The following is a 212-nucleotide window of genomic DNA, read 5'->3' on the forward strand; positions in this document are numbered from 1 at the left end:
ATGAAAAAATTAACCACAGTATCAGCACTAGCAGCAACATTATTAATCAGTTCAAGCGTTTTTGCAGCATCACAAGTTGTGCATTCAGACAAAACATTCAGCACTGATGCCTTCACAGATAAAGCAGCGGCTTATGATGCTGGATTCGATTACATCGATTCACTTAACACATTATCTGCGAATGAGTTACGTCAAAAATTAATCGTTATCAG

1 protein-coding gene is annotated in these 212 nt (G+C 37.3%); it reads left to right on the forward strand.

All coding sequences use genetic code 11. The features are described 5' to 3' along the window. Window positions 1–212, forward strand: a 212-nt coding sequence (locus H5084_RS19435; protein WP_182692251.1) for a DUF3316 domain-containing protein, incomplete at both ends; no start/stop codon positions are given.

This window comes from Psychromonas sp. SR45-3 (genome assembly GCF_014163575.1).
GTDB lineage: Bacteria > Pseudomonadota > Gammaproteobacteria > Enterobacterales > Psychromonadaceae > Psychromonas > Psychromonas arctica.